This window comes from Rhizobium sp. NZLR1, assembly GCF_017357385.1.
In the GTDB taxonomy this organism is placed as follows: Bacteria; Pseudomonadota; Alphaproteobacteria; order Rhizobiales; family Rhizobiaceae; genus Rhizobium.
On record NZ_CP071637.1, the window covers coordinates 84,302 to 111,207 of the forward strand.

At 58.7% G+C, this 26,906-nt stretch carries 24 protein-coding genes and 6 pseudogenes; 20 read left to right on the forward strand and 10 right to left on the reverse strand.

Features of this window, described 5'->3' with window-relative positions; genetic code table 11:
• Positions 1-9: 9 nt before the first annotated feature.
• The 4 genes and pseudogenes from J3O30_RS33580 to J3O30_RS32200 form a co-directional block, all read left to right on the forward strand.
• Positions 10-128 (forward strand): annotated as a pseudogene (locus J3O30_RS33580) (ATP-dependent DNA ligase); the annotation flags it as partial.
• Positions 129-300: 172 nt separating this feature from the next.
• Positions 301-777, forward strand: a complete 477-nt coding sequence (locus tag J3O30_RS32190) for an Hsp20 family protein (protein WP_207586111.1) — start codon at positions 301-303, stop codon at positions 775-777.
• A 71-nt stretch (positions 778-848) separates the two neighbouring features.
• Entirely contained in the window at positions 849-1,148 is a 300-nt protein-coding gene (locus J3O30_RS32195; RefSeq protein WP_207586112.1) for a DUF982 domain-containing protein, read from the forward strand.
• A 9-nt stretch (positions 1,149-1,157) separates the two neighbouring features.
• Positions 1,158-1,436: a hypothetical protein gene (locus J3O30_RS32200; RefSeq protein WP_207586113.1), complete on the forward strand. Its 279-nt coding sequence runs from the start codon at positions 1,158-1,160 to the stop codon at positions 1,434-1,436.
• Positions 1,437-1,560: 124 nt separating this feature from the next.
• Here J3O30_RS32200 and J3O30_RS32205 read toward each other — a convergent pair whose 3' ends face one another.
• Complete coding sequence (locus tag J3O30_RS32205; RefSeq protein WP_207586114.1) at positions 1,561-2,334, reverse strand: SOS response-associated peptidase; 774 nt, start codon at positions 2,332-2,334, stop codon at positions 1,561-1,563.
• Positions 2,335-2,634: 300 nt separating this feature from the next.
• Here J3O30_RS32205 and J3O30_RS32210 point away from each other — a divergent pair, with 300 nt between their 5' ends.
• Genes J3O30_RS32210 through J3O30_RS32220 form a run of 3 tightly spaced genes read left to right on the forward strand, consistent with a single transcriptional unit; the run spans position 2,635 to position 8,127 of the window.
• Positions 2,635-3,393, forward strand: coding sequence for an ImuA family protein (locus J3O30_RS32210; protein ID WP_207586115.1), 759 nt, complete (start codon positions 2,635-2,637; stop codon positions 3,391-3,393).
• Positions 3,308-4,825 (forward strand): DNA polymerase Y family protein, encoded by a 1,518-nt coding sequence (locus J3O30_RS32215; RefSeq protein ID WP_207586116.1) that lies wholly within the window; start codon positions 3,308-3,310, stop codon positions 4,823-4,825. Before J3O30_RS32210 ends, J3O30_RS32215 begins: the two co-directional genes overlap by 86 nt.
• Positions 4,822-8,127, forward strand: coding sequence for an error-prone DNA polymerase (locus J3O30_RS32220; RefSeq protein ID WP_207586117.1), 3,306 nt, complete (start codon positions 4,822-4,824; stop codon positions 8,125-8,127). Before J3O30_RS32215 ends, J3O30_RS32220 begins: the two co-directional genes overlap by 4 nt.
• A gap of 269 nt (positions 8,128-8,396) precedes the next feature.
• On the opposite strand, the gene J3O30_RS32225 is transcribed toward J3O30_RS32220, so the two are convergent.
• Positions 8,397-8,822, reverse strand: coding sequence for a pyridoxamine 5'-phosphate oxidase family protein (locus tag J3O30_RS32225; RefSeq protein WP_207586155.1), 426 nt, complete (start codon positions 8,820-8,822; stop codon positions 8,397-8,399).
• A 226-nt stretch (positions 8,823-9,048) separates the two neighbouring features.
• Between J3O30_RS32225 and J3O30_RS32230 the strand changes: the two genes are divergently transcribed.
• Complete coding sequence (locus tag J3O30_RS32230; protein WP_246762927.1) at positions 9,049-9,804, forward strand: tyrosine-type recombinase/integrase; 756 nt, start codon at positions 9,049-9,051, stop codon at positions 9,802-9,804.
• Between the two features lie 144 nt (positions 9,805-9,948).
• Here the strand turns inward: J3O30_RS32230 and J3O30_RS32235 are convergent, their stop codons facing one another.
• Positions 9,949-10,755 carry a sulfite exporter TauE/SafE family protein gene (locus J3O30_RS32235; protein WP_207586118.1) on the reverse strand — a complete coding sequence of 269 codons (807 nt, stop codon included), beginning with the start codon at positions 10,753-10,755 and terminating at the stop codon, positions 9,949-9,951.
• A gap of 49 nt (positions 10,756-10,804) precedes the next feature.
• Here J3O30_RS32235 and J3O30_RS32240 point away from each other — a divergent pair, with 49 nt between their 5' ends.
• Positions 10,805-11,071 (forward strand): HIT domain-containing protein, encoded by a 267-nt coding sequence (locus J3O30_RS32240; RefSeq protein ID WP_207586119.1) that lies wholly within the window; start codon positions 10,805-10,807, stop codon positions 11,069-11,071.
• Positions 11,072-11,277: 206 nt separating this feature from the next.
• Here the strand turns inward: J3O30_RS32240 and J3O30_RS32245 are convergent, their stop codons facing one another.
• Positions 11,278-11,481 (reverse strand): cold-shock protein, encoded by a 204-nt coding sequence (locus tag J3O30_RS32245; protein ID WP_207586120.1) that lies wholly within the window; start codon positions 11,479-11,481, stop codon positions 11,278-11,280.
• Between the two features lie 124 nt (positions 11,482-11,605).
• Here J3O30_RS32245 and J3O30_RS33585 point away from each other — a divergent pair.
• Positions 11,606-11,988: pseudogene (locus J3O30_RS33585) on the forward strand (GFA family protein).
• On the opposite strand, the gene J3O30_RS32250 reads toward J3O30_RS33585, so the two are convergent.
• Positions 11,969-12,331 (reverse strand): hypothetical protein, encoded by a 363-nt coding sequence (locus tag J3O30_RS32250; RefSeq protein WP_207586171.1) that lies wholly within the window; start codon positions 12,329-12,331, stop codon positions 11,969-11,971. The pseudogene J3O30_RS33585 and the gene J3O30_RS32250 overlap by 20 nt on opposite strands.
• A gap of 120 nt (positions 12,332-12,451) precedes the next feature.
• Positions 12,452-14,335, reverse strand: a complete 1,884-nt coding sequence (locus J3O30_RS32255) for a HAMP domain-containing methyl-accepting chemotaxis protein (protein WP_207586121.1) — start codon at positions 14,333-14,335, stop codon at positions 12,452-12,454.
• A 153-nt stretch (positions 14,336-14,488) separates the two neighbouring features.
• On the opposite strand from J3O30_RS32255, the gene J3O30_RS32260 reads away from it, so the two are divergent.
• The 4 genes and pseudogenes from J3O30_RS32260 (at position 14,489) to J3O30_RS32275 (ending at position 19,798) form a co-directional block, all read left to right on the forward strand.
• Positions 14,489-14,899 (forward strand): hypothetical protein, encoded by a 411-nt coding sequence (locus J3O30_RS32260; protein ID WP_207586122.1) that lies wholly within the window; start codon positions 14,489-14,491, stop codon positions 14,897-14,899.
• 662 nt (positions 14,900-15,561) lie between these two features.
• On the forward strand, positions 15,562-16,566 hold the full coding sequence (locus tag J3O30_RS32265) for a FecR domain-containing protein (RefSeq protein ID WP_207586123.1): 1,005 nt from the start codon (positions 15,562-15,564) through the stop codon (positions 16,564-16,566).
• A pseudogene (locus tag J3O30_RS32270) lies at positions 16,563-19,330 on the forward strand (EAL domain-containing protein). Before J3O30_RS32265 ends, J3O30_RS32270 begins: the two are co-directional and overlap by 4 nt.
• Positions 19,331-19,582: 252 nt before the next feature.
• Positions 19,583-19,798 carry a hypothetical protein gene (locus tag J3O30_RS32275; protein ID WP_207586124.1) on the forward strand — a complete coding sequence of 72 codons (216 nt, stop codon included), beginning with the start codon at positions 19,583-19,585 and terminating at the stop codon, positions 19,796-19,798.
• A gap of 46 nt (positions 19,799-19,844) precedes the next feature.
• Here J3O30_RS32275 and J3O30_RS32280 read toward each other — a convergent pair whose 3' ends face one another.
• On the reverse strand, positions 19,845-21,002 hold the full coding sequence (locus J3O30_RS32280; RefSeq protein WP_207586125.1) for a glycosyltransferase family A protein: 1,158 nt from the start codon (positions 21,000-21,002) through the stop codon (positions 19,845-19,847).
• A gap of 352 nt (positions 21,003-21,354) precedes the next feature.
• Positions 21,355-21,479: pseudogene (locus J3O30_RS33590) on the reverse strand (DUF982 domain-containing protein); the annotation flags it as partial.
• Between the two features lie 277 nt (positions 21,480-21,756).
• Here J3O30_RS33590 and J3O30_RS32285 point away from each other — a divergent pair.
• The 4 genes and pseudogenes from J3O30_RS32285 to J3O30_RS32300 all read left to right on the forward strand — a co-directional run bounded on the left by J3O30_RS32285 (position 21,757) and on the right by J3O30_RS32300 (position 23,715).
• Positions 21,757-22,029: a BON domain-containing protein gene (locus tag J3O30_RS32285; RefSeq protein ID WP_207586126.1), complete on the forward strand. Its 273-nt coding sequence runs from the start codon at positions 21,757-21,759 to the stop codon at positions 22,027-22,029.
• A gap of 143 nt (positions 22,030-22,172) precedes the next feature.
• Positions 22,173-22,568 carry a DUF1236 domain-containing protein gene (locus J3O30_RS32290; RefSeq protein WP_207586127.1) on the forward strand — a complete coding sequence of 132 codons (396 nt, stop codon included), beginning with the start codon at positions 22,173-22,175 and terminating at the stop codon, positions 22,566-22,568.
• A gap of 95 nt (positions 22,569-22,663) precedes the next feature.
• Positions 22,664-23,512: pseudogene (locus tag J3O30_RS32295) on the forward strand (DUF1236 domain-containing protein).
• Positions 23,513-23,562: 50 nt separating this feature from the next.
• Entirely contained in the window at positions 23,563-23,715 is a 153-nt protein-coding gene (locus J3O30_RS32300; protein ID WP_207586128.1) for a hypothetical protein, read from the forward strand.
• A 61-nt stretch (positions 23,716-23,776) separates the two neighbouring features.
• On the opposite strand, the gene J3O30_RS32305 is transcribed toward J3O30_RS32300, so the two are convergent.
• Positions 23,777-23,998, reverse strand: a complete 222-nt coding sequence (locus J3O30_RS32305) for a cold shock domain-containing protein (RefSeq protein WP_207586129.1) — start codon at positions 23,996-23,998, stop codon at positions 23,777-23,779.
• A 277-nt stretch (positions 23,999-24,275) separates the two neighbouring features.
• Here J3O30_RS32305 and J3O30_RS32310 point away from each other — a divergent pair, with 277 nt between their 5' ends.
• Positions 24,276-25,352: an acyltransferase gene (locus tag J3O30_RS32310; RefSeq protein ID WP_207586130.1), complete on the forward strand. Its 1,077-nt coding sequence runs from the start codon at positions 24,276-24,278 to the stop codon at positions 25,350-25,352.
• A 163-nt stretch (positions 25,353-25,515) separates the two neighbouring features.
• Here J3O30_RS32310 and J3O30_RS32315 read toward each other — a convergent pair.
• A pseudogene (locus tag J3O30_RS32315) lies at positions 25,516-25,869 on the reverse strand (zinc-binding dehydrogenase); the annotation flags it as partial.
• Between the two features lie 353 nt (positions 25,870-26,222).
• On the opposite strand from J3O30_RS32315, the gene J3O30_RS32320 reads away from it, so the two are divergent.
• Positions 26,223-26,798, forward strand: coding sequence for a dihydrofolate reductase family protein (locus J3O30_RS32320; protein ID WP_207586131.1), 576 nt, complete (start codon positions 26,223-26,225; stop codon positions 26,796-26,798).
• The last annotated feature ends 108 nt before the right edge of the window (positions 26,799-26,906 follow it).

Here is a 26,906-nt window from a genome sequence, read left to right on the forward strand (position 1 = left end):
TCTTCGCCCCCGACGCTCATTGCCGAGATCGAGATCCGCGGCGGGACGACGACGGCAATTTGCGTCAGGCCTCCTACAAAGGCTTGCGCGAAGTCCAGAATAATGCCGCGGTTTATGCGCTCGATTGAGCCGCTAACGCAGAGCTAAGGACAAGGCAAAATTTTTTCTGCGAGCGCCCTTGAATCCGGAAATCTCAAAAACCAAATCGATTGCCGCCAGCCGCTGGTAACAGGGCTGGCCTTGCTGGGAGCGCCGCTTTCGGCGATCCCGTACCCATGTTGCTTCAAGGAGGATATGGCTATGGCAACATCTTACGACTACGCACCGCTGTTCCGCTCGAGCGTTGGCTTCGACCGGGTCTTCAATCTTCTCGAAAACGCTCAGCGCGCCCGTTCGACCAGTGACTGGCCGCCCTATGACATCGTCAAGACCGGCGATGACCACTACCGGATTTCGATCGCGGTGGCAGGCTTTGCCGAGGGCGATCTCGAAGTCACCTTCCAGTCCAACCTTCTGACCGTCACCGGCAAGAAGCAGGAAGCTTCCGCGGAAGGCTACCTGCATCGCGGCATCGCCGGCCGGCCGTTCGAGCATCGGTTCGAGCTCGCCGACCATGTCCGGGAGAATGGGGCGGACCTGAAGAACGGGCTGCTGTCGATCGAACTCGTTCGCGAAATCCCCGAGGCGCTCAAGCCGCGGAAGATCGACATCCAGAGCGAGCCTGTTCTCGCATCGCCGGCTGCTCCGGCACAGATCGAAGCGCAGAAGGCTGCGTGATCAAAATCCATCGAGGTAGGCGCCGCTGTGGCGGCGCCCGTTGGCGTTCCCGGGTTGGAAGGAGGAAAACGATGAAACCCGATATGTTCAAAGAGCCTGTAACGATCCTTGTCGGCCTCGGTTTTCCGGCACAGGTCCGCGGCGTGATGGACGCCTACCGGCATCTCTCCGAATGGCCGGCGTCGCTGAGGGATACCGCGCACTCAGTTGCGCTGAAGGCTTGCAGTGCTGCGTTGCGCGGCGAGATCGAAGCAGAAACCGCGCGCGGCCTGTTTGCAGCCTTTGCCGAAAAACACGATCTGCTGGCGCCGGCAACCGACGCAATAGCCGCGTCTCGATCGCGGCGCGATAGAGATCCACACGTGCGATGAGGGTGACCGATGATGGACAACATGTTGCAGCAGGTGGCCAGCAATGTGATGGCGATGGGGCCAGCGGTTCTGGTCCAGGGTCTGCAGTTTCGGCGGCCGATCGATGTGGTGAGGGCACCGGCACTTTCCGTTGATGACAAACGGACAATCCTCGCCGCCTGGGCATCGGATTATTATGCCGTCGATTCCAAACCGGCGCTGCGTCACCTTCCAGGCACGCCCGAACCAATTTCGATCGATGAGGTTCACGCGGGGCTGCGAGAACTCGACCGGCGATACGATCTCTGACGGGCCGCAGGCTCAAGCGGCCCGTTTCACCGGCTTGGCGAGCCGCTTGAAGGCGTGGTCCAGCGACCGCTGCCCGTCGCAATAATCCTGCCAGGCGCTCGTTTTCCCACTGTGCGCAAGACATTCAAAACAGTGTCGGCTGCGCGACAGGTTCCCCAGCTTTCGTGATGATGGTGGCTCCATAGGGTTCCCGCGAGGTCACGATGATCGCATCGTTTGGCAGCGGCCGGGCAAGCGCCTTAGCTTCGTCCCATGCCGCCCTCATCCAGACATCGGTCTCCTCTTTCGTCAGCAGCAGCACCGGCATGGCCTTGTCATGGATTGGCTTGACGATCGCGTTCGGGTCGGTCGTCAGAAAGCCGTAGAGATCATCCGTCGTCTGCCCGTCCTTGACCTTTCGCACGCTGGTCCATTGAGGAACATGGAGGCCCGCGAAAAACATGAGCGGCTTGCTCTCGTCGCGCGCAAACCAGGCATTCGGCGTGTTCCCGCCTTCCTGCTTGCTCGCCGGATCAGGCTCGGCAAAACTCGTGACGGGCACGAGGCAGCGGTTCTCGACCCCGAACCATCTCTTCCAATGCGGGAAATTCAGCTTCCGGACATTCGTCGTCCCACTGTCGAGCTGCTCGCGGACAAGCCTTTCGAAATCCACCTCCTGGCCCTTGGCGCGAAGTTTTGCAGCTTTCTTCTCGGCCTCCTTTTCGAGGGCGAAGCGTGGCGACGGCAGGCCCCACCGCGCATGGACGAGCTGCTTGCGACCGTCGGCGGTGTTGCGCACGATCGGTCCTGTCTCGTTCGGGTTCATCTGGTAGGCTGGCATCAGGTTGATCAGGCTGTCGGCGTCCTGCGCCCACTTGGCAACCCAGTCCTTGTCTTCCATGCGGTACAGATTGCACATCGAGCTGCGACCGTTTCCGTTGAACACCGCTAGCATCGTAGCTGACAGATTTGCAGAATGCCAAGCCGTCGATGATCAGACTGTGGCCCCGGCAAAAATTTGTACGGGGCCGGGAAATCGACAAGGCGACCCATAGCCATGATTCGCCACGCGAATCTGCCGGCCTGCTAAAATTGGGGGATAAAATTCCTATTTCCGGTTGCTTGACTCTTGGAGCAGCGGGGAACAGATAAGGAACATCCGCATTTGAACGACATGACGTCGATACTCCAACACGACCTGAAAGGAGGTTCGTGAACGATGACTGCTGCCCGCGACAGGGTGATCTCCGATCTGCGCGACCGCATCGCCTCGTTTGAAAGGGGTGCTGCGAGAAAGGCCGGCTGCCTTGCCTTCGGGGTTTCCGAGATTGATGCAGTGCTGCCAGGCGGCGGCCTTGCTTACGGCGCCTTGCATGAGTTTGCGGGCGGCGGATCGGGAACAGTCGATGGGGCAGCGGCAGCGCTTTTCGTTGCCGGGATCGCGGCCCGGACAAAGGGTCAGATCCTTTGGTGTTTGACGCGTCCCGACCTGTTTTTCCCGGCGCTCGCGCAGGCAGGTCTTCATCCCGATCGTGTGGTCTTTGCCGAAGCCGACAAGGAAGAGGATGTCCTTGCGACCATGGAGGAGGGCCTTGGTTATGGCGGCTTGGGCGCCGTCGTCGGCGAGATCGTTCGCCTGCCGATGGTCGCCTCCAGACGGCTGCAGCTTGCGGCGGAAAAGAAGGGCACGCTGGGTTTGGCTGTCCGCCGATGGCGGCGGCAGACGGAGGCTTCGGATTTCGGGCAACCGACGGCCTCGACGTCCAGGTGGCGGGTGAGTGTGCTGCCATCGGAGGAGCTGCCAGTTACGGGCGTCGGACGTCCGAGGTGGCTGCTTGAGCTGATGCGGGTGAAAGCGGGTGAGTGCGCAGAGTTTATCGTAGGAGCGTGCGATGCCACGGGTCGTATCCATTTATCTCCCGGATCTCGCGATCGAGAGGATCAGACGGACGGCTGGCGCCGGCGAATTGTCGGCTGAGCGCCCACTTGTCGTCGTCGCGAAAAGCGGCTCGAAGCGTTGGATCACGGCTGCGGATCACAAGGCGCGCGAAGCCGGTATTCATGTCAATATGCCGGCCGCCAAGGCACAAGCGCTCGTCCAGGGCCTGCAGATGGTCGAGGCTGAAGTGAACGCCGACACCGCAGCTCTTGAACGGCTGGCGCTGTGGGCGCTGACGCAATATTCCCCTGTTGTCGCGGTTGATCCGCCGGACGGCATCGTCATGGACACCGAAGGCGCCGATCACCTGCAGGGTGGCGAAGACCTGATGTTGTCCGGTATCGTCAACCGTTTCCATGCCCGGGGTCTGACGGCGCGCGTTGCGATTGCCGACAACTGGGGTGCGGCCCATGCGCTCGCTCGGGTGAGCAAGCGCGCGACCGTGATCGTTCCGCGTGGCGAGACAGCACGTTTCGTCGAGCGATTGCCGATCGCCTCGCTCAGGCTACCTCCCGAGATCGTTGCCAGCCTGCGGACACTCGGGTTTCAGACGATCGGCGAGCTGTCGGTTACGCCGCGTGCACCGCTGACCCTTCGCTTCGGCCCAGAGATCGGCCGGCGCCTCGACCAGATCTATGGACGGTTGCCGGAACCGATCGAGCCAATCCGCTCGATGGACACCATCGAGATCAGCCGCGCCTTTGCCGAGCCGATCGGCGCGCCAGAGACCATCGCCAAATATGTCTCGCGCCTGGTCGTCCAGCTTTGCGAAGCGCTTCAAAAGAAGGGCCTTGGCGTTCGCCGCACGGATCTGATCGTCCACAAGGTCGACAATACGATGCAGGCGATCCGCACCGGTACCGCAAAACCCGCCCGCGACGTCGCCTGGCTGACGAAGCTGTTAAAGGATCGGATCGAGAAGATCGAACCGGGTTTCGGTATCGAGAAACTCTCGCTCGTCGCCGTCATGTCCGAACCGCTCATCGAAACACAGAGGGCGTCTTCGCTGATTGAGGAGGAGGTCGTCGATATCGCCCCGCTGATCGACGTGATCGGCAATCGCGGCCAGCGCGTCTATCGCGTGGCGCCAGTGGCCAGCGATGTGCCCGAACGCAGCGTCCAGCGTGTCAACGCCGTTGCTGAAGAAACTGGAACGTCATGGAGCTTGCATTGGCCGCGGCCGGTTCGGCTGCTCGTCCAGCCGGAGCTCGTCGAGGTAATCGCGCTCCTGCCGGATCATCCGCCGGTCTCGATCACCTGGCGCGGCAAGCGCCGGCGGGTGAAACGCGCCGACGGGCCGGAGCGGATTTTCGGCGAGTGGTGGACGCGGGGCGCGGAATTCGATGCGGTAAGGGACTACTTCGTCGTCGAGGATGACAGCGGCGAACGATTCTGGATTTTTCGCTCCGGTGACGGTGTCGATGCCGCGACCGGCTCGCACAAATGGTTCCTGCATGGGATCTTCGCATGAGCTACGCCGAGCTTCAGGTGACGACGCATTTCTCCTTCCTCCGGGGAGCATCCTCGGCCGACGAGCTGTTTGCCACGGCCAAGCTGCTGGGCATCCAGGCGCTTGGCATCGTCGATCGCAACTCGCTGGCCGGCATCGTCCGGGCACTGGAAGCATCGCGCGCCACTGGCCTCCGGCTGGTTGTCGGCTGTCGGCTCGATTTGGCTGATGGCATGTCGATCCTCGTCTACCCCACCGATCGTGCCGCCTATTCGCGCCTTACTCGATTGCTGACGCTTGGCAAGGGCAGGGGCGGCAAGGCCAAATGCATCCTGCATCTCGATGATGTGACGCTCTATGCGGAAGGCCTCATCGGCATTCTCGTTCCCGATCTGCCGGACGAGACCTGCGCCGTGCAGCTGAGGAAGATGGCCGAGATTTTCGAGGACCGAGCCTATCTCGCTCTATCGCTTCGCCGGCGGCCGAACGACCAGATGCGGCTGTACGAACTGTCGAACATGGCCAACCGCTTCAAGGTCAAGACGGTGGTGACCAATGATGTGCTCTTCCATGAGCCTTCGCGGCGGCAGCTGCAGGATGTCGTCACCTGCATCCGCACCAGGACCACGATCGACGATGTCGGCTTCGAGCGGGAACGCCATGCCGATCGCTACCTGAAGCCGCCGGAGGAAATGGAGAGGCTGTTTCCCCGCTATCGGCAAGCGTTGGCGCGGACGATGGAAATCGTCAATCGCTGCAGGTTCTCGCTCGAAGAACTGACCTATCAATATCCGGAAGAGGCGATCGTGCCGGGCAAGGATGCGCAGGCTTCGCTTGAGCATTACGTCTGGGAGTGCGTGCCGCAGCGCTATCCTGAAGGCCTGCCACCAAAGGTGTTGAAAGTCGTCCGGCATGAACTCGACCTCATCCGCACCATGAAATACGCCCCCTATTTTTTGACGGTGTTTTCGATCGTCCGGTTCGCCCGCTCGCAGGGTATTCTCTGCCAGGGGCGGGGCTCGGCTGCGAACTCTGCTGTCTGTTATATCCTCGGAATCACATCGATCGATCCCGAGACCAACGATCTTCTGTTCGAGCGCTTTGTTTCCCAGGAACGCGACGAGCCACCGGATATCGATGTCGACTTCGAACACGAACGGCGCGAAGAGGTGATTCAATGGATCTACAAGACCTATACGCATCAGAAGGCGGCGCTCTGTGCGACGGTGACAAAATATCGCGCCAAGGGCGCCATCCGCGATGTTGGCAAGGCGCTCGGGCTGCCGGAGGACATGATCAAGGCGCTATCATCGGGCATGTGGTCCTGGTCGGCCGAGATGGCGGACGAAAGGAACCTTCGAGAGCTCAACCTCAATCCGGATGATCGTCGGCTGGCGCTGACCTTGCAGCTTGCGCAGCAGCTGATGGGGGCGCCTCGCCACCTCGGCCAGCATCCGGGTGGCTTCGTGCTGACCCATGACAGGCTCGATGATCTCGTGCCGATCGAACCTGCGTCCATGGCCGATCGGCAGGTGATCGAATGGGACAAGGACGACGTCGAGGCGCTGAAATTCATGAAGGTCGATGTCCTGGCGCTCGGCATGCTCACTTGCATGTCAAAAGCGTTCAGGCTGATCGAAGAGCAGAAGGGCAGACCGATTGATCTTGCCGGCATCGAGCAGGAGGATCCCAAGACCTATGCGATGATCCGCAAGGCCGACACGCTGGGTACCTTCCAGATCGAGAGCCGGGCGCAGATGTCGATGCTGCCCCGGATGAAGCCCAAGACTTTTTATGACCTGGTGATCCAGGTGGCGATCGTCCGACCTGGTCCGATCCAGGGTGACATGGTGCATCCCTATCTGCGTCGGCGTGAGGGCAAGGAGAAGCCTGAATATCCAACACCCGAACTGGAGGCAGTTCTCGGCAAGACACTTGGCGTGCCGCTCTTCCAGGAGAGCGCCATGAAGGTGGCGATGGTCTGCGCCGGCTTTACCGGCGGCGAAGCCGATCAGTTGCGCAAGTCGATGGCGACATTCAAGGTCACCGGCGGCGTGTCGCGGTTCCAGGAGAAGCTGGTCTCGGGCATGATCCGGAACGGCTATTCGCCGGAATTCGCCGAAAAGACATTCAAGCAGCTGGAAGGCTTCGGCTCCTACGGATTTCCGGAAAGCCATGCAGCGAGCTTTGCCCTCATCGCCTACGCCTCGAGCTATGTGAAATGCCATTTCCCGGACGTGTTCTGCGCTGCTCTGATCAACAGCCAGCCGATGGGTTTTTACGCTGTCGCCCAGATCGTCGGCGATGCCAGGAATCACGGCGTCGAAATCCGCCCGATCTGCATTAATCGGTCACGTTGGGATTGCACGCTGGAACAGATCGAAGGCAGCGATCGTCACGCCGTCCGGCTCGGCATGCGGCTGGTGCGAGGACTTGCAGCGGTCGATGCCGCCCGAATCATTGCCGCCCGCGCCGATCAGCCCTTCGACAGTGTCGACGACATGTGGCGGCGCTCCGGCGTACCGGCGGCTTCGCTGGTGGAACTGGCTGAGGGCGATGCCTTCTTGCCGTCACTGGGCCTGCAGCGCCGCGATGCGTTCTGGGCAATCAAGGCACTGCGTGACGAGCCGCTGCCATTATTTGCCGCGGCATCCGAGCGCGAGAGCAAGTCGATCGCGGAGCAGCGGGAACCGGATGTTGCACTGCGGCAGATGACGGATGGGCACAATGTCATCCAGGATTATAGCCACACGGGTCTTACTCTGCGCCAGCATCCGATCGCGTTCCTGCGCAAAGACCTTACGGCGCGCAGCATCGTCACCTGCGAGGAGGCGATGTCTGCCCGGGACGGTCGCTGGCTGATGACGGCCGGCCTCGTTCTCGTCCGGCAGAAACCCGGATCAGCAAAGGGCGTGATGTTTCTGACGATCGAAGACGAGACCGGCCCGGCGAACGTCGTCGTCTGGCCAAAACTGTTCGAGCGACGCCGGCGTGTGGTGCTGGGATCGAGCATGATGGCGATCAACGGACGCATCCAACGGGAAGGCGAGGTTGTGCACCTTGTCGCCCAGCAGCTCTTCGATCTCTCCGGCGACCTGTCGGCTTTGGCGGATCGTGATGAAGCATTCAAGCTTCCGACCGGTCGCGGCGATGAGTTCGCCCATGGCTCGCCGGGCAGTCCCGATGCCCGGGATCGGGCTGCCGTGAAGACGCGCGATATCTATGTTCCGTTATGCCGAATTCGGCATAAGGGGACTTATACCGAGCCCGAGACTATGCCGAGCCCATTCCCTAGATCCCGATTTCCGGTAATCCAGGATTGAAAGCTCGGCATAGTTTGAATGCGTTGGAAGACCGGGTTCGGCCCAAAGCGGCCGTCGGCCCAATGCCATCGTGCCAATTGGGCTGACCCCGCATCACTGCTCGCAAACATATAGGCCAAGTGGAAACAACTCTTCGTAACGCGGATGGTCCCTGATGCATTCAAGGCAACCCTCATGGCGAATGACATCAATCATATCGTCAGCAACACGCTGCATGTAGGCTTCGAGAATGTGCATCGCCGTGTCGAGACCCGAAGCCGTTGCGGCTGTCAGAATTGAATCTCGATCAGCTCGGGAGGCTCCTTGTTGAAATCGGAATATCGAATCCACCGCGGCGTTGCTTTGAACATCACTGCTCCTCTCTCGATGAACTCCCTTTCGGCCGGAACGCTGTTGAGATGGGCTTCCTGGTATTGTTCGATATCTGCGGCACGAACACTTGTTGCCTCACCCTCGTATTGAACCGTGATGTTGTCGTTCCATCCGACAACGAATGCGACGCCGGGACGCTCCGCGAGATTGTTGAACTTCCGTGTGTCTTTGAAAGTGTCGAACACGATCTCAAGATTGTCCCGCACCGAGAAGTCGACCGTAGCCGCCTCCGGCGTTCCGTTGCGGTGGCATGTCGCAATGACCGCCAAGGTGTGCTTCCTCAGGAATTCAAGGATCATGCGTTTCGTATGATCTTCGTCCATTGCCTCATCCCTCAGTGAGTTTTCTCGACTTTTGTGCAGTCCCATTCGACAGCCCGCCGGCCTCGGCGGCGTTTGGCCGCCAGCGCCGCGAGCTTGCGAGATATGCGTTCACCACCCGACCCAGCCATCGATGCGTCCGTTCTAATCTCGTGCCTTCCAGGACGATTAACACATTGCTCACCCTCGTTCGATGGTCATCGGCCAGCAGGGTCCTGCGCCGAACATCATGAAGACGGTCAAGGTTCTAAAAGAACGCAAGATCGCCGACAGGACCGCTCTTGGCGCTTTCCTGCCTAATGAAAGCTCCTCGATGATTGGTGGGCTCGTTTTCGAAGCCTCTTTCCTGCTACAAATTCAGCGGGTCCTTGCCATCCCTGGGAAGATCGGGTCGAACCGAGAGGTGCAATTCCTCACCCGCAACGAGATCAAAGCGATCCTCGCGGCTCCTGATCTGCGAACTTGGGTTGGGCGGCGGGACTATGTCCTGATGCTGACGGCTGTACCGACAAGATGCGCCTTTCCGTACTCGTCGGGCTTGATCGAAGCGCCGTCACTATTGGAATGGGCGCACACATTCGGGAAAGGTCGCAAGGAGCGGACCACGCCGATCACCAAGATGCTCAATGCAAAACTCAAAGCGTGGTTGGACGAACCGCCCATGCGGAACTCGAATGCTCTTTTTCCGACCATTCACGGTGAGCGGATGAGCCCCGATGCGGTGCAGTACCTTCTGGCAAAATACGTCTTGGCGGCGTCCAAGGGCTGTCCGTCTTTACGATCAAAGCGGATATCACTTCATGTCCTTCGCCACAGCGCCGCAATGGAACTGCTGGATGCAGGCGTGGACAGCACGGTGATCTCGTTGTGGCTCGGCCAAAGGAGGCCGCTCTTGCCAAGATCGATCCGTACAATGATCTCTCGCATGGGCGCTTCCGGGCTGGCGACGAACTCTTGGCTTTCCTCGATAAACTCTGATCCTTAGGAATCATCGATCGCTAAAGCCGCGATATCATTCTGTCCGGAGACCCGTTTCCGGGGTGGATCGCCGAAGGTCGTGGCTGATCTTCAGGAACGCCACGACGCCGACGCCCATTGACGCGGCGAATGAACAGGGAATCTCTATCGGCTAGCTGTGCCGCCATACGTTAATTGCGGATATCAGCAAAATCACCGCTAGCGCTGGCAGAAGTACGGAATTCGGGACAAGGCCAAGAAGCAGCCCGCCGACAAAGGTCCCGATTATCGAGCCTGCTGCCATAATCAGCAGGAACGCTTTGTTACCGCCAAGGACCGAGAAGCTCTGATCGCGGCTGTACCGTGTGAAGCCGACAAGCATGGTGGGCAGACTGACTGCAAGAGAGAGGCTGCCAGCCAGTTTGATATCCGCACCGAACAACAACACCAGCGTCGGGATCAGCAGCTCGCCGCCTGCCACGCCAAGCAAGGCTGCGACAATACCGATGATGAAGCCCGCGATCACGCCACCAATAAGCTGAGCTACTCCAGTCACCAACGGCTGCCCGGCGGTCGCATCATGACCGAGAACCAGCACCACAGCGATGATGATCAGCATGGCTGCTATGACTTTGTAGAGCGTCTCCGACCTCAAACGTGTCGCCCATCCTGCGCCGAACCAGGCTCCGATCAGGCTTCCGGCAAGGAGGTTGGCGATAATCGCCCAGTGATCTGCAATTGTTCCAAAGGAGATAGTTCCAGCACGGAACGGCAGCGCTGTCGCCACGACGACGAGGCTCATGGCCTTGTTCAGGATGACGGCTTCCAGCGCCGCAAAGTTGAACAGGCTGATGAGGATCGGGAGACGGAATTCCGCGCCCCCCAGCCCAATCAGACCTCCAAGAGTGCCTATGATTGCCCCCGCGACAAAGGCTGCGGGCTGATTTCGAGTAGTCGATGGATTGGCGGCGTCACTCATGACCGGTATGTATGCACAATAAATACGGGCTGGATAGAAGACGAACCTGATGAGTGTAACAAATTGCAGATGGTGTGTTGCCAACGGAGAAATGCTTTCGGAAGCAAAGCGCTACCGCGCGGAATTCAAGTCTGATGGTTTCACCATTGGCTGGAATGTCGGCTCAGCCGGTGGCCAGCATGTTTTTCATGCCCATCTGCACGTTATCTGCAGATATGAGGGCGAGCCGAACGCCGGGCGTGGATTGCGAAACCTTGCCCGCCAATTGCGAACGTTTTCAAAGCCAATTTCGACGACTCAATCTCTCGCCGATTGATCGTAGGGCGGAGCGAAGTAGACAGCAGATCGAATGCGGATTTATGCCGAGCTTATAATCCCGGATTAGCGGAAATCTCGGGCTTTAGGGAAGTCGCTCGGCATAGTATCGGGCTCGGGATAAATTTCTGACCTTCACATTGACGCCCTCAAGGTAAAGAGCAGGAATTTTCATTGAGCTTCAGCCAGAATGCGGTCGCCCCAGGATCAGAGCACGGATACCTTCTCGGCCTTGGACTTTCCGGTCTTGCGGTCCTGACCGACTTCAAAGCTGACCTTGTCACCCTCCTTCAGCGAACCGCCACGCTGCAAAGCAGACACGTGAACGAACATGTCCGTTCCGCCATTGTCAGGCGTGATGAAGCCGAATCCCTTGTCGTCGTTGAAAAATTTGACTGTACCGGTAGGCATGAAACTTCCTCTTAGCTTCCATTCCAAGACTCGCGTGCGGAACCTATATCGCCAACCGCTTTCGATCAACACGCGAGCGATTCCCTATCATTGAGCTACGAAAACTCGGTTAGACTTCATCCATATTACAGGGCCGCGGTTCGTATCCTTTCAAGAGCTTAGATATGAAGGAAGTTGTCACTGTGGTGCAGTGTCATTTGAAGTTGAAGCGGACCTTCCAGACAGTGCGATCAGTTGCAATTGCTCTCATTGCCGGAGAAAAGGCTTCCTTTTGTCCTTCTTTCCCGCGTTGAGTTTCCAGCTGAAAGCGGACGAGAGCGCATTGGAAACCTACACCTTCAATACGCACAAGCTCGCTCACAGGTTCTGCAAAACCTGGGGGTGCAGCCCTTTGCAGAGGGGATTGGCCCCGACGGATCGGAGACGCGGGCTGTGAACCTCCGGTGTGTGGCAGCATGCGATCTCGGCGCTTTGCGTGTGCAGGAATTCAATGGCGCCGATCGGTGAACTGTCGACGTGCGGGCGGCGTCGCCCGAGTGACCTCGGCGGCTGCGGGCTGTGTCAATTGACTCAGTTCGATCGTTAGGAGGGGGAGGCGCTCACAGACAGGGATACCGAGCTTCTTCGCCTTGTCGGGGAGATTGCCCTGAATGCCGGTGCCCGGGAAGTGCATCACACCGATAGGCAGGATGTCCAGCATCTGATCGTTACGCTTGAACGGCGCGGCCTTGGCGTGTTTGGGCCAATCGAGCGAAATGACACCAACGACGCGTTCACAGTCTCCCCTAGGCCGCGCCAAGGTAATGAACCTAACAAACAAATGGCTTTCTTTTAGGGTGGGACGCAGCATCGCCGCGCCCCACCGATGAGTAAAGCTCACCAGGGTAGAACTCGCTCTCCAGACGTCGAAACGGTCTCATATTCTGCTCCCATCAAGAGCCCCGGTAGTTGGCCGCACGGGGTAGAGATGTCAACGTCGCTGCGAGGCAAGCCGGACGGTTGCGCCAGCGGCAGGTTGAGCCATTGCTTTCGCCGTCGAGCGAAGAATCGCGGACTGGTTTGAGACGGCGTCATCGAGCCTGAACTGGCCAACGAGCTCGCGAAGTTTCTGGGCTTCCTGAGCGAGAGAGGTGGAAGCGGCCGTCGATTGTTCTACCATGGCCGCATTCTGTTGCGTTGTCTGATCCATTTGATTGACTGCAATGTTGACTTCGCTCAGGCCGACCGACTGCTCTTTGGCAGAGGTTGCGATCGCATCCATGTGCTGATTGATCTGCGTGATGAAGCTGCCGATGGTCGTGAGAGCTTGGCCGGTGTCGCGCACGAGCTTGACACCGTTTTCCACCTCTTTCGAGGAGTTCAGGATCAAGCCCTTGATTTCCTTGGCAGCGCTTGCTGAGCGCTGGGCAAGTTCGCGCACTTCTTGGGCTACGACGGCAAAACCCTTGCCTGCTTCGCCGGCTCTCGCCGCTTCCACGCCCGCATTGAGCGCGAGAAGATTGGTCTGGAATGCGATTTCATCGATGACGCTGATGATGTTGGAAATCTGTCGCGACGAGGTCTCGATGCGTTCCATTGCCTCTTCGGCGTGGGAAACGACTTCCGCAGACATCGCAGCGCTTCGGTTCGCCTCCGTGGCCACCTTACGGGTCTCTTCGGTGCGCTTGCTCGAATTCGCCACGTTCGCGGTAATCTCTTCCAGTGCTGCGGCCGTCTCTTCAAGCGAGGCGGCCTGCTGTTCCGTACGCTTTGAAAGATCGCCTGCCCCGGAAGAGATTTCGCGAGTGCCATCATCGATGGTGGTGATGCTGCTGGAAATCGACTTCAACGCTCCACCAAGTTGGGTGACAGATTGGTTGAAGTCGCGGCGCAGGGCCTCGAAATCGGGAGCGAACGCCTCATCGAGCTGAAAGGCAAGATCGCCTGCAGCAAGCCGCCTCAAGCCGGCAGCGAGACCCAATGTGGCGACGCGTAAACGCTCGGCGGCATCGGATTCTGCTTGTTGCTGGGCGGCGATGCGATCAGCCTCCGCTTGCTTCCGGTTTTCCTCCGCTTCCACCTCCATTCGCTTGTTTGCTATAGCGGCCTGGCGAAAGATCTCCACCGCGCTCGCCATGGAACCGATTTCGTCTGCACGACCGGCGAACGGAATGTTGGAACCGGTGTCGCCCTCGGCCAGTCGCCTCATCGAGGCTGTGATCTGGGTCACGGGATTGGCGACGCCTGTCAGCACAAAGGCAATCGCGCCGACGACGAGCAGGCCTGCGAGACCAATCGCGGCAAAGAGGTAGAACTTCACCGACGCGTAGGTCGTCTTGCTCGCGTCGGCAGCCTGTTTGCTGCCGATAACATTCAATTCAACCAGGGACGCCGTCAGTTCTTTCAGCTTATCCGAGTAGGTCCGCATCTCTCCGCCGAGATATTGCCCGGCTTCACCTATCTTGTTTGCGCGGGATAGGGCGAGAAGCTGCGGCCTGCCGGCGATGTAACTCTCGAAGTTTGCTCTTATTCCGGCGATCAACTGGCGCTCGCCGTCCGATGACGCCAATGGAAGATAAGCATCTATCGAGTTGCGAACCGTATCCTCCGCGACGGTGATGGCCTCTTCGCGCGATTTCTTGTCAGCTTCCGTCTGTGCGATGACGTGATCGCGGTAAGCGAGGCGCAGGTTTGCCATGTTGAGATTGATCACCCGGGAAGCCTGTACGCTCGGCAACCATTTCGTCGCGATTTCTTCGGTGGACCCGTTCGTCTTGCTTAGACCATCGATCGCAAGATATGCGACAATGCCGAAAAGCAGCGCTATGCTGCCAAATATCAGGAGCAGGCTGGATTTTATACTCGGACGATGCATTGAAGGCCCCCCAATTTCCGACGCACAGCCGGATCGCCAACAAGTATGTATCCAAACGAATTAATAAATCACGCAAACGTAATGCAACGTTTACCGGGACAGGTGGGGTCGCTGCATCCCGTGGCTTCTCACGGCACACGAAGCGCGAGATAAATGGCGCCGTCGCCAGTGTGCTGCTGCGGATCTGAGCCGCAGTTCGGAGAATGTGGCGTGTTAGGTGCGCTAACTGCTTTGACCGGGTCTGCGTTGGCGGCCCAGCCGGCCAAGATGGTCGAGACGAAAATGGGCAAGGTCCTGGCCACCGAAAAAGGCGTGGTGCTCTACACCTTCGACAAAGATACAAAGGGCCAATCCAACTGCGATCGCGATTGCCTGAAGAAGTGGCCGGCGTTCCACGCTGGAGCCAAGGCCAAGGCGGAAGGCGAATGGTCTTTGGTTAAAGCTGCGGATGGCAAAGAAATGTGGGCCTATGAGGGTAAGCCGCTTTACACCTTTGTCGAGGATAAGAAAGCCGGCGAAGCCAACGGCGATGGCGTTGGAGGAGTGTGGCACGTTGCCAAATAGGTCACCGGCGACGGTTCGAATGGGCGGTCGTCGGATCGCCCTGAACTCAAGGCCAACTTCTGGAATGGCCTATCTGTCTCTGTGTGCCTTCGCCGACAAACCCGGCCTGCCCGTTCGATAACCGCTGGCGAGGGACAACGTCGTCAGGGCACTGCATATCGATACCCTGACAGTCGAAGCCACGAATTTCCACTAGATGGTCCGTCGCCTCGCTCTGCAAACGCGAGCCGCGGCTCGGCGGATGTCACTAAAACGCGTGACGCCCAATTTAGCTCATGGATCGAGCGTCCTTCTTACAGCTTATGCGGTGTAACGCATTGTTTTGGATCACGAAGGGGAATATTCCTCGCGGTGGGCACCGGTTTCCTCGATCGCCGCCAAGCTGGGCTGCACGACGCAAACGCTCAGTGAATGGGTAAGGAGTTGGAAATGCACATGGTTCCCGGCCTGGACTTCCAAGCGGCGGAGCCACCGCGTTGACAACGCGAGCGCCATAATTTGATTGGTGTCGTTGCCCACCCCTCGTTGGCCTGGCGGATCTGCGATTCCTCCGGCCGAGCGTCCGGGCATTCATCATACAATTCCTAGAATCATCACCCAGTTTTATAATCATTCTTAATTGGAACATGCTTCACTTGTCCCAAGGACGAGGGATAGCATTCATGTCGACAATATTTCGAATTCTGACCGCAGCACTGATCTGGCTGCCGACAGCCGTCTTTGCTGCTGCCGACGAGTGGCGGATCGTCAAGGCGACGGATCAGGTGAAGTATACCGTCGACAGGACGAATTGGCTGGACTTGCGCGCCGGCGAGGTGGTCCCCAACCGGGCATGGGTTTCGACTGGTCCGCGGGGGCGAGTTCAGCTTTCCAGAGGGGTGGAGAGCGTCACCTTCCAGCCAAACACGGTTGCCGCCATCACCACCAACGAATCCGCTGTCATGAAGACGCAGATCTACCAGCAGGTCGGTGCGCTGGACCTTGAAATCGAGAAGCGAAGCCAGCCGCATACAACAGTACAGACGCCCTATCTCGCGGCGGTAGTCAAGGGAACGATCTTTCACGTGACCGTCGGTAAGGCGAAAGCTTCCGTCTCCGTCGATCGCGGCCTAGTCCAGGTCACCTCCTTCGCCAGCGGCCAGCGGTCGAATGTGGCGCCGGGTCAGAGCGCGACTGTCGACAAGAAGGCCGGCATGACGGTGGCGGGCCGGCTATCAAAGCCCGCAATCACCTCGGTCGCGCCGTCGGTCGCCCAGATTCCCGCCGTCGGCACCACGAAACTCGCCGGCGCCACCCCCGACGCCACGAGCAGTTCTTCGGCAACGAGCGGAAACACCAGTTCCAGCGCCAGCGACGTTGACGACAGCGGCAATGGCAATGGCAGCAGCAATTCCAGTAGCAGCAGTGGCAACGGCAATTCCAATGACAGCGGTAACAATGGGAATGGCAACGGCCACTCCGGTGGCAACGGAAACGGCAACAGCGGCGGCAATGGCAATTCCGGAGGAAACGGCAGCAATGGCAATTCCGGTGACAGCGGTAACAATGGGAATGGCAGCGGCAATTCCGGCGGCAATGGCAATGGAAACAGCGGCAAGGGCGACAACAACGGCGGTGGCAATGGTAACGGCAACTCCGGCGGAAACGGTAAAGGCAAGGACAAGTGAGAGATAGGAAGGCGGCTGGGGACTATCTCTCCAAGGGCATCGGCACGATCACGGTTCGGCTTCTGCTGATCGCCGCAATGCTGGCGCTGCCGGTGGCGGGATCCAGCGTCGGCATCATCCAGGGCATCAAAAACAGCCTTTTTGCCAAGCGCTTCCAATGGGCGCCTCGCACCGCCACCGGCAACGTCGTCTTCGTTGCGATCGACAAGCACTCCCTCGACGCCGTTGGGACATGGCCCTGGCCGCGGAGCATCTACGCGAAACTGCTCGACAAGCTGGTCGCCTCAGGCGTTAAGGACGTCTTCCTCGACGTCGATTTCAGCGCATTCTCCAGCACTGAGGAGGACGAGCTTCTTGCAGCGGCGCTGGCGAGATCCGGAGGAGGGGTTCTTTTGCCGGTGTTCCGGCAGCAGGAGATGGCGTCATTGTCTGAGACCGCGGTGACGAGACCAATCCCGCAGCTCCTTCAGAATGCCTGGCCTGCATTCGCCAATGTCGCGATGGATGCAGACGGGATCGTCCGCCGTTTCGATCTGGGAAGCCAGCTCGATGGCAACCCCATCCAATCCGCCGCAGCAGCCCTTGGCAGGATCGACGGCAGTTCCGGTTCTCTGCTGATCGACTACTCGATACGACCCGACACCGTTCCGACATTCTCCTTGTCGGACGTGCTGAACGGGACCGTCCCGGCCGAGGCAATCAGAGACCGCTCGGTCGTGGTGGGAGCATCGGCAGCCGAGCTGAAAGACATTTTCGCCGTTCCCGTCTACGGCGCAATCGCCGGCCCGCTCATTCACGTGCTCGCGTCGGAGACGTTGCTCCAGAACCGTTTCCTCAGAATGGTCGATGAGATTCCGCTGGAACTCTTGTTTGCTGCCTTGCTGATCGTCGGCGTCGTCTGCAGCCGTTCAACCAGCCTAGTCACGATGATGGCGGTCGCACTGACCATAGTTGCCGTCGGCGAGATCGGCGCATTCCTGCTGCAGTGGCGGTACGCGATCCTGGTCGGAACGGCGGTGCCGTGGTTGACGCTGCTGCTTGCGTGGATGCTCGCTCTGAACGAACGAGTCGATCTCGGGCGCATGCTTGTCGCCATCGCCAATACCGAGGCTCGAAACACCCGACGGCTGATGAGAAGGATCATCGCCGACAGTTCGGACGGTGTCGTTGCATTCGACAGCAATCTAAGGATCGTCGAGGCGAGCGAATCCGCAAAGGCGGTGCTGCGAGCCGAGATCGGCGCCTCGCTTCTCGGCAGCACGGAGACCGCGGTTATCGACATCGTGCGCAGGCTGGTCTCGGAGCACGAGGCCGAACCGGGCAAGGTGCACACTGCCCTTGTCGATTTCGCCGCGCAGGCTGGGTATTACGAGGCCTCCGTCACGATTTCGCCAATTGAACAGCCGGATGCGCATCTAGCCACGGCGCGATCGCGATTTGCCGGTTGCCTCATCATACGGGACATCACCGCCCGATATGATTATGAAGAGCGGTTGAAGACGCTCTCCGAGCGGGACGAGCTCACCGGGCTGCTCAATCGTCGGGAGTTCGCGTATCGACTAGCAAGCCTTGAGGGTGGGAGCTGCGTCTCGGTGCTGAATATCGAACGTTTCTCCTACCTTTGCGCCACGCTTGGATGCGACGTCGGCGACGAGGTCCTGAAAGCCGTGGCAGTGCGGCTTGGGAATGCATTCGCCGGTGATTTGCTGGCAAGGTTGGACCGCGACCATTTTGGCATCGCCACCGCCGCGACAGATGCGCTTCCCATCGAAGATTTTGCCGATGGTCTTTTGGCTCTGTTCGAGGAGCCTGTACAACTCACCGGCGCGGCCTTGCCGATCTCGGTCTACCTCGGAATATCTCGCTCAGGCGACACGGCGGCCCCTAGCGCCCTGCTGAACGCCGCCGAATCCGCTCTGGATGCCGCAAAGGCCGCGCCAGGCAGGCGGTGGTCTTCTTTCGATCCGTCTGTCGCCGTTCGCCAGGCCCGGTCGCGCCGGCTGGAGCGGGACATGCGCGACGCTCTCCGGGACCGGCAGTTCTTCCTGCTGTTCCAGCCGCAGATTGAGTTGGCGAGCGGGCGCCTTTTAGGTGCGGAAGCCCTGATCCGATGGAACCATCCCGAGTTCGGTTTGATATCGCCGGCCGAATTCATCCCGATCGCCGAATCCTCCGGCTTGATCTGCGAGATCGGCCGCTGGACGCTGTTCGAAGCTTGTACCGAGGCGGCCGCGTGGCCTGGTGACCTCGGTGTTGCCGTCAACGTCTCGGCGCTTCAGTTCGAGCGATCCGACATCGAGGCCGATGTAAGGCAAGCCTTGTCCGGCAGCGGACTTCCCTCTTCCCGCCTGTGCCTCGAACTGACGGAATCCGCGTTCCTCGATCAAGGGGGGGCGCTATCGCAAAGATGCGAGCGCTTCGCGAAACCGGAGTGGTCATTGCCTTGGACGACTTCGGGACCGGCTACTCATCGATGAGCTACCTTGCCGATCTTCCTCTCGACAAGCTCAAGATCGACCAGTCTTTTGTCCGGCGCATGGACGGAAATCCGACCGTATTGGAAATCGTCCGAGCGATCATTTCGCTGGCGCACGGCTTGAACCTGCAGGTTGTTGGCGAAGGAGTCGAAAATGAACTGGAGGCCGACGTGCTACATCGGCTCGGATGCGAGACAGGGCAGGGCTATCTCTTCGGGAGGCCAGACCAGTCGACCCGGATGCTTTCCGAGTGGAAAGTCCCGAAACCTCTGGCCGCCGATGCTTGACGATTCGGATCTACACTGAAGTGGCGCCTACCCTCGCGAGAGTGCGTCAAGGCAAAATGCAGGTTGCAATCTCGAAGCATGTTACATGTGGCTTCGAGTTGAACCGTCAATCGTCGCAAGAGCGAAGCGTGGTTCGCACGTTGGAAGGGGATTGATTCCTCAGTGTGAAGCTATAGGCAGCAGCGGTTTCCCTTCATCCTGGGTTCAGGCTCGATGTTAGAAACTCAGGCATCTTCGTGGGAGATGTCCACCATGACCAAAGCTGATTTCGCTGCAACCGATGCACCATTGCAGAACGAAGATATTGTGATCTGTAAAAGAGTCTTCGATCATATCTGCGCCACCGGGGAAATAACGGACGGCGATGCCTGCGACGAACTCGCAACCCAGATAATCTATTTCTATCAACATGGCGTCAGGAACGAAGATAGCTTGGAACAGCTGCTCGCGAGGGTTGTCGAGAACTGAGGCGGGATGAAACATGGCGGGCCGCTTTCCAAGCCGCTATCCCCTGTCATTCCACCTTCGTCCGTCTCAGTGACGTTCGCTGGGGGCTAAGAGTTGAACTCAGCATCGCATCCACAGCCGTCAGACGCATTACATGACGGTGCAAGCTCGGCGTCTCCTTTGGGCATTCGGGAAACGACGGAGCAAATTGATCATCGAATTTCGACCTATTCATTCGCGGCGGGTCTTCACCGTTTGCGGTGCTCGTCCCAAGACGAAGACAGTGCCGTATTCCGCGCAGCCCCTTCTGAACTACAAGCCGAACCACGAAATACGGGTCTTTTGGCAGTATGGACCAAATGGATACAAGCGACAAATATGTTGCCCGAGCTTGTCGAAATTCCCAAAACGCATATTTTTGGGTGGCGTCGAGTGCTCCCCGGACCGCGTATTGCGGGAGATTCGGATTTGCGGCCAGCGAACGCCTAATCACTTCCAAAGCACTTTTGCCCATTCGAGAGTGATTGGAAGACATGCTGCCGGGATGCTTTCGGTATCCCACCAGTCGTTCGGGAACGACTTCGATGCAGTAGCGCGTGGCCAGCCTGAGCTCGAAATCGAGGTCTTCGCAGCCTCCAAGACCGGCGGCTGAATATGAGCTATCAAACCCACCGATTTCAAGCGCGACGTTCCGCCGGACGAGAAGCGCGCTTCCATTGCCTATGTACTTAAAATTCAGATGTCGGGCATAGATATATCCCCTTGCAACTTCGGAACTTCCAGGCTGGATAACCTCGTCGTCTTCGTTGATGAGGCAATGCTGCACATAGACCGCAGCCCACCGCGAGGACAACCGGTTGAGAGCGTTCACCTGCTTTTCGATTTTTGTCCGGTGCCAGAGATCATCGGCGTCAAGGAATGCCACAAATCGGCCTGATGATACCTTGATCCCAGTATTCCGTGCAGCCGCGACACCACGGTTCGGTGTGGAGAGGAGACGGATCCGCGAGTCCGACATCGCTATCTGCTCAACGAGTTTTGCCGTGTCGTCCGTGGAACCGTCATTGACGACGATGATCTCTAAGGCGGTGTAGGTCTGGCGCAGAGCGGATCGAAGCGTCCGCTCAACATAGGTGGAAGCGTTGAAAGCCGGGATGACCACTGAGACCAAAGGCTGCTCAGAATTAAAGGTCCCTCGTCGATGCTCCTCTGTAGATGAAAGCATTGCAGATCTCTCGCCACGCCAACGACAAAGATACTTTCGTACAGATGAAGGACTGCCTTGTTGAGTTCTGCCGTTCTCCCACATTCAATTCGGAGCGGGAAATCCCAGCCACCGACAATGTTGGAAGATCGCCTTCAACGTGCCTACACTCTAACATTGTTTTGCGGGCGAAAACGGACTTTGGTCTGACGTAGACCCCTCTACTTTGGGAGAAGAAGAGGCCGCAGGCGGCCTTATCCGGCGACGCTGGATCTTCTCATGCATTGCATTTGGAAGTCATTTGAACCGAAGCGCGAACGCTTACGACTCTTTAACCGCTGCCCACAGCCAGGCACTTTGTTGCTTCGCGAAAACTGCCTTGAATAGCATCCAGGCCCGTTCTCTTGCCATCGTCTGTCGGCCAGGCGAGGACAAGGGCTTTGGCAACCTCGCCAAGTGATCGAGCCTGTACTTTTCCTGACCGTTCATCACAAGCATCAGAGGGGCGAAATCGTTCCCGGAGCCGCCCTTTATTCCCAAGACGCGACGCCCCGCCATGGATCGACAATTCTTCACCAGGGAGGTTCTGACTGGAGATCAGGGCTACGCGACCGAACCTCCCCGGTGTCCTTTTAACAAGGATCAGAAGAATCTAAGCCGGATCGCGCAGAGAGGAAGACGGACTTAGGTCGGACTGGCGCCCAGAACCCGCTTCTCATATTAGGTGAGGTAACATGAAGGTCCGTGGAGGGGCAGGACAGGACAGGAGGACGGTATGAGGTTCGGTTCCGATAACACCAACCACGAAGAGCGCTGCTCGCAAGGCCACAGTTCAGCATCGACGATTGCAACAATCGAAGCGGCGCTTTCCGCTGATCCGGATATCGACAGCATTGCCATCGAGATCAGGATGCTCGGCCCTGTCGTCCTGCTCGAGGGCTACATTACAAACACCGCGGACCGCGAGAAAGCCATCTCGCTTGCAGCGATGATCGTCGGCGAAGAAAACGTCCAGGATCGGATGCTGAGCCGCTTTCCTACGCAGTAGGCAGAGGTATCCAGGCGGGCTCGGACCAAGGTCTGACAAAGCCCCGGCATGAGGTCTTAAGTCTGGAACACATCCTCCTTTTGACGGTTTGCTTTTCCAGCGGAACCAACCGCTACAGCCAACCGCTTCAAGGAGGAAAACAGATGAATATCAAATCAGTAGCTATTGCCGCTGGTGTCCTGTTGGCGTCGACGTCTGCCTTTGCGCAGTCGTCGACGGTCACAGGTGCGGCGGGTGGTGCTGCAACGGGTGCGATCGTCGGCGGCCCGGTCGGTGCAGCTGTCGGCGGCATCGTCGGCGGCGTGGCAGGTAGCGTGATTGATCCGCCGCCGCAGCAGGTGGTGACCTATGTTCAGCAGGCTCCCGCCCCGACCGCACGGGTCGTGGTGAAGGAGAAGGTCGTCGTAGGACAGCCGCTGCCGGAGACGGTGGTCGTGACGCCGATTCCCGACGACCCGAAATATGCATACGCGATCGTCAACGACCAGCGTGTGATCGTCGAACCTTCCTCCCGCAAGGTCATCCAGGTCATTCAGTGACCGACGGGCGGCTTCAGCCGCCCTTTCCAACCATCAGGGCAGGCATGCACCGCACGAGAATGCGCGCGGGCATCGTCTACAGTCGGAGGTCAACTATGAAAAGCAATCATCAACCATGCTCCTGGCAGCGCTGTCACTTAGTGCATCGCCACTTGTAACATCGCCGGCGGCAGCTCAGCAGGACACCAAGAGCAGCGGCCAGGCCCAATCCGGCTCTCAGACGGGCACGGACGCCGGCTCGCAGTCGGGCTCCGCCAGGACCGGCACCGACTGCACCCCCGACGCGTCCGGAGCCTGCCCAGGCAAGGCCAGTCTTCTCAGCAGAAATCCGGTCAGGGCTCGGACATGAAAAAGAGCGCTGAGCAGCCTTCGACCGATGGCTCGACGAGCGGAAGTGCGTCCGGCAAGACTTCGATAGAAACCAAACCTACCTCGAAAGACGCCAGCGGTGGCGCCACGACAGAACAGAAGCCCGCCGCCAAGTCCGGCACCACGGATAGTAGCGGTTCGGCCACCGCAGGCACGAAGAGCACCACGCAAAATGCCAAGCCCGCCGAAGGCACAAGTGGCGGTCCACCACCGGTGATACGTCGAAGCAGTCGACCGATCAGAACGCGACGACAAACAAAACCAACGTCAACAACAACACCACGACAAACAACCAGACCACCAACACCAAGACCAACGTCAACATCTCGGTCGAGTAGCAGACCGAAATTCGAACGGTGGTGAAGGAAGTCCATGTCGCGCCCGTGAAGGAAGTCGACTTCACGGTCTCCGTCGGAACGAAAATCCCGAAGAAGATCCGACTGGAAAGGCTGCCGACGCGCATCGTCAAGATCGTTCCGCAGTATGAAGGTTACCGGTTCTTCATCCTTGCGGATGGCCGGATCGTCATCGTCGATCCCGATGCTCTGACGATTGTCTACATCATCGAGGCCTAACACGGTTTTTCCCGGCGGTGTCTTATGCGCCGCCGGGCCGCAGGAGCAAAATGATCTACCATGAAGATAAGCCGTCCGGCGCCGCGTTTCCCATCATCGTTATCCTGATCGCCATGGTCGCGATTGTCGGCAGCCTGGTCCTGTCATCAGGCCACCAGGCATCGGCTCGGGTCTGGGTTCCTGGTACTTCGGCTGGCCCCTGATCCGGCGGTGTCCAAAGGCGTACTTCCGATCCGACTAACAGCACCTATGATGAGAGCATGTTCATCGCAGATAGCGGCGTGAGATCGCCTTGACGCTCTCCGCCTTAGACTTCCTGATCCTGCCTTCCTGGCCAAGCTCGTACGATATCTTCTGGCCGTCGCGCCGTAGCGTCGACCCTTGGATCGCAGTTGCATTCACGAATACGTCTTGGCCACCGTCATCCGGCGTGGTGAAGCCGATCCCTTTGTCTTGATTGAGAAACCCAACCGTCCCATTCACCACAGCATTCTCCGAAGTCACGTTAAAAGAGCATGATTCATAGTGGTGCCTCAGTCCGCAGCGCTTTGTCATACTTCGAGCGACCTCGTGTCGATCGGCTGTCCGAGCAAATTTCACATCGCTCTCCTCGAGCTTAACCTAGGGAATACCGAGCGCTTGAGACACAGCGTGAAGGTGTCGGGAGCTTATCGCGGCTTAGCCGCGTTTTCACACCGGCTCGTGACAACACTCAAAACTCACCTTAATGGTTTGTTAAGCTTTAGAGGCGCGGGAGGTTCGCATGCATGGGAGCGAGATCAAGAAGGCATTTTACCCGAACTTCAACATGATCAGGCTCGTGGCAGCCTCCACGGTGATCTTCTCGCATGCCTTCCTTATCTCGGAGAAGACCTCGGCGAACGAGCCCTTTGAGCGTTTGCTCGGAGAGGTTAATATCCTCGGCCTCTTCGGCGTCTATGTTTTTTTCATCAGCAGCGGCTTCCTCGTCACGCAGAGCGCCCAGTTCGGCAGCGCGGGTGGTTTTCTCTGGCGGCGGGCGCTGAGAATATACCCGGCGTTTATCGTCTGTACGCTGCTCAGCGTCTATGTCTTGGGCGCCTTGTACAGCCCGTTGGGCGTCAGTGGTTACTTGCTCAAGTCGCTTCATATGAAGACGACACTGCATTCGTTGCTCAACCCGAACTTTGGCATGACCCTGCCGCATGTGCAGTTTTATGACCCCGCCATCTCTTGGCTTGCCACCTCGGTCAACGGCTCTCTTTGGACGATCGGGCAGGAAATCTTCTGCTACCTCATCGTCGCCGGATTAATGGTAATCGGGCTTCTGCGAGCCCCGATCATGGCACTTGCCCTCGCCGTGGGCGTGACCTGGCAGCTTTTCTTCGATCATCCGTGGCCAAACATACGGTTCCTGACGGATTTTACTTTTATCGCTCCCTACTTCTTCTGCGGTTCGCTTCTCTGGTTCGCGATGGAAAAGCGGCAGCCCAATATTGTCCTGGCATTGATCTTCGTGGCGCTCGGTATGCTCTGCCTCGTCTTCTGGCCCGGCTATCTTTACGGCCGCATGTTGTTCGCCTATCCGCTTGTCTACATCGCGACCTCGCCGGTGATACGCCTGCCGACCCTCGAACGATTGGGCGACGCCTCCTACGGGACCTATCTCTATGGCTGGCCAGTGGAGCAGATGATGAACCACGCCCTCGGCCAGTACAGCACGTGGTGGGCGGTGTTTGCGCTTTCCCTGCCGACAGCGTGGTTGCTTGGCTGGCTTTCGTGGCATCTCCTGGAAAAGCGTGCGCTGCGGTTGAAGCGGATCGCGCTCATCCAGCGACAGCCCGTCAGTGAGAAAAGCTGACTTCGACCCACACATCGCAGCGAGGGCCTTGATTTCATTTTAAAGCAGAGATCGCGTACCTGGCTGGGGCACGGGAAGCAGCTATCCGATAAATTCTGAAGCGGGCTATGAAAAAGTATGCTCGCCTCAGAATTGCTGCCTCTCCTCTGCAACTGAGAAGTCGCTACTGTACCTTGATCACGACTTTGCCCTTGGCGCGACCCGTCTCGACATAGGCCAAAGCCTCTGGCGTCTTGGTGAATGGGAATATCTTGTCCACGACGGGATGAACCGCGCCGGTATCGATCAACCCGGCAATCTCCTCCAGTTGCCTGCCATTGGCCCGCATGAACAGGAAGGAATAGTGAACGCCGCGGCTCTTCGCCTTCTTGCGAACGCTCCGGCTCAACAGACGGACGACGAGCTTCAGGAGCGCGTTCAGTCCGAGATCTTTGGCAAAGACCGGGTCCGGCGGGCCGGAAATTGAGACGAGGTGGCCACCCGGCTTTAGAATGTTCACCGATTTCATAAGTGTCTTTACGCCACTGACACTGAAATAGCGGGATCAACGGTTCTGGCACGGCGAGAGCTTTCGAGGCCAGCGTTCGACTTGTTGCTATGGGGTTCACGTTTTAGGCCGTGAAGATCGCATAATCCATCGACCGGAATACACAAGCCGAAGTGGGGAGGGGCGGAGAGCAGTCTTTAGGAGCGGCTTCATTCACCTTGCGTGGCTGCCGGAATCTGCTGCGGATAGATGCCGTGCATCACAGAGGAGTTCGGACGCTTCAAGAGGCCGCGACGAGTTATTCGTTGCCCCAGATGTAGGTTTGACCGACACTCATTCGTCATGAAGGCGTAACCTCAATCGATCGGTCACGGAGAACGCAAATGACCAAGGTCGCTTTCAATATCAGCATGTCGCTCGACGGCTTCATTACCGCAGGAAACCAGACCAGGGAGGAACCACTCGGCAAGAACGGCGAATTTCTTCACGAATGGTTCTTCAACAGCGGTAGAGAGGGCGACGCATATGTGCAGCGCCTCACCAGCAATGTTGGCAGCGTGATCTGCGGGCGCAAATGCTATGACGACTCGATCCCATACTGGGACGAGAACGGGCCGACGGGGCCGTTAAAGCTGCCGCTTTTCGTCGTCACCCACCGGCCGTTACTCGCCTCGCACAGCACTGGAATCTATCACGCGGCTGGGACAATTCCCGACGCGGTGAAGCAGGCGAAGTCGGCGGCCAGAGGCAAGGATGTGAGCCTCATGGGCGGAGCCGAGGTCTTTCGCCAAGCACTGGCCGGCGGGCTTGTCGACGAGATCGAGTTGCATATCGTGCCGGTGCTCTTTGGTGCTGGGAGTCGCCTGTTCGACACGCTGCCCAACCAGATCAAGCTTGAGCCCACCAGCATGCTCGACACGCCACTCGCTCGGCATATCGCCTATCGCATTGTGAAGTAAGCGAACGCAACCAGCCCTGTCTGACCAGGGTCCAGTCCCACAAATACCGTTTATGCCCCGCGCCGCCTCAAAAGACGTGGTCGACGGTTCGATTCCCTTCAAGGCGCA

Excerpts from the sequence above, each read along its gene's own strand:
- J3O30_RS32190 (WP_207586111.1), top strand. The coding sequence starts at position 301 with ATGGCAACATCTTACGACTACGCACCGCTGTTCCGCTCGAGCGTTGGC.
- J3O30_RS32195 (WP_207586112.1), top strand. The coding sequence starts at position 849 with ATGAAACCCGATATGTTCAAAGAGCCTGTAACGATCCTTGTCGGCCTC.
- J3O30_RS32200 (WP_207586113.1), top strand. The coding sequence starts at position 1,158 with ATGATGGACAACATGTTGCAGCAGGTGGCCAGCAATGTGATGGCGATG.
- J3O30_RS32205 (WP_207586114.1), bottom strand. The coding sequence starts at position 2,334 with ATGTGCAATCTGTACCGCATGGAAGACAAGGACTGGGTTGCCAAGTGG.
- J3O30_RS32210 (WP_207586115.1), top strand. The coding sequence starts at position 2,635 with ATGACTGCTGCCCGCGACAGGGTGATCTCCGATCTGCGCGACCGCATC.
- J3O30_RS32215 (WP_207586116.1), top strand. The coding sequence starts at position 3,308 with ATGCCACGGGTCGTATCCATTTATCTCCCGGATCTCGCGATCGAGAGG.
- J3O30_RS32220 (WP_207586117.1), top strand. The coding sequence starts at position 4,822 with ATGAGCTACGCCGAGCTTCAGGTGACGACGCATTTCTCCTTCCTCCGG.
- J3O30_RS32225 (WP_207586155.1), bottom strand. The coding sequence starts at position 8,822 with ATGGACGAAGATCATACGAAACGCATGATCCTTGAATTCCTGAGGAAG.
- J3O30_RS32230 (WP_246762927.1), top strand. The coding sequence starts at position 9,049 with ATGAAGACGGTCAAGGTTCTAAAAGAACGCAAGATCGCCGACAGGACC.
- J3O30_RS32235 (WP_207586118.1), bottom strand. The coding sequence starts at position 10,755 with ATGAGTGACGCCGCCAATCCATCGACTACTCGAAATCAGCCCGCAGCC.
- J3O30_RS32240 (WP_207586119.1), top strand. The coding sequence starts at position 10,805 with ATGAGTGTAACAAATTGCAGATGGTGTGTTGCCAACGGAGAAATGCTT.
- J3O30_RS32245 (WP_207586120.1), bottom strand. The coding sequence starts at position 11,481 with ATGCCTACCGGTACAGTCAAATTTTTCAACGACGACAAGGGATTCGGC.
- J3O30_RS32250 (WP_207586171.1), bottom strand. The coding sequence starts at position 12,331 with ATGCTGCGTCCCACCCTAAAAGAAAGCCATTTGTTTGTTAGGTTCATT.
- J3O30_RS32255 (WP_207586121.1), bottom strand. The coding sequence starts at position 14,335 with ATGCATCGTCCGAGTATAAAATCCAGCCTGCTCCTGATATTTGGCAGC.
- J3O30_RS32260 (WP_207586122.1), top strand. The coding sequence starts at position 14,489 with ATGGCGCCGTCGCCAGTGTGCTGCTGCGGATCTGAGCCGCAGTTCGGA.
- J3O30_RS32265 (WP_207586123.1), top strand. The coding sequence starts at position 15,562 with ATGTCGACAATATTTCGAATTCTGACCGCAGCACTGATCTGGCTGCCG.
- J3O30_RS32275 (WP_207586124.1), top strand. The coding sequence starts at position 19,583 with ATGACCAAAGCTGATTTCGCTGCAACCGATGCACCATTGCAGAACGAA.
- J3O30_RS32280 (WP_207586125.1), bottom strand. The coding sequence starts at position 21,002 with ATGCTTTCATCTACAGAGGAGCATCGACGAGGGACCTTTAATTCTGAG.
- J3O30_RS32285 (WP_207586126.1), top strand. The coding sequence starts at position 21,757 with ATGAGGTTCGGTTCCGATAACACCAACCACGAAGAGCGCTGCTCGCAA.
- J3O30_RS32290 (WP_207586127.1), top strand. The coding sequence starts at position 22,173 with ATGAATATCAAATCAGTAGCTATTGCCGCTGGTGTCCTGTTGGCGTCG.
- J3O30_RS32300 (WP_207586128.1), top strand. The coding sequence starts at position 23,563 with ATGATCTACCATGAAGATAAGCCGTCCGGCGCCGCGTTTCCCATCATC.
- J3O30_RS32310 (WP_207586130.1), top strand. The coding sequence starts at position 24,276 with ATGCATGGGAGCGAGATCAAGAAGGCATTTTACCCGAACTTCAACATG.
- J3O30_RS32320 (WP_207586131.1), top strand. The coding sequence starts at position 26,223 with ATGACCAAGGTCGCTTTCAATATCAGCATGTCGCTCGACGGCTTCATT.